Origin of the sequence: Mycobacterium sp. 050134 (assembly GCF_036409085.1) — a bacterium.
GTDB lineage: Bacteria > Actinomycetota > Actinomycetes > Mycobacteriales > Mycobacteriaceae > Mycobacterium.
On the sequence record NZ_JAZGLV010000105.1, the window covers coordinates 1 to 234 of the forward strand.

Here is a 234-nt window from a genome sequence, read left to right on the forward strand (position 1 = left end):
GTTGAGGTCAGTACCGAGCGCGCCCAAGGACAGGGTCAGCGACGGCAGGCCCGGCAGCGTGATCGGCGGCAGACCTGGGATCGTAATGCTGCCCGACAGGAGCGCGTTGAGCGCTGCGTCGAGGTTCGTACCGAGCGCACCCAAGGACAGGGTCAGCGACGGCAGGCCCGGCAGCGTGATCGGCGGCAGACCTGGGATCGTAATGCTGCCCGTCAGCAACGCGTTGAGGGCGGC

The 234-nt window shown here is 68.4% G+C and carries 1 pseudogene; it reads right to left on the bottom strand.

Annotated elements, in window-relative coordinates:
• Window positions 1-234 (bottom strand): annotated as a pseudogene (locus tag SKC42_RS27595) (hypothetical protein); the annotation flags it as partial.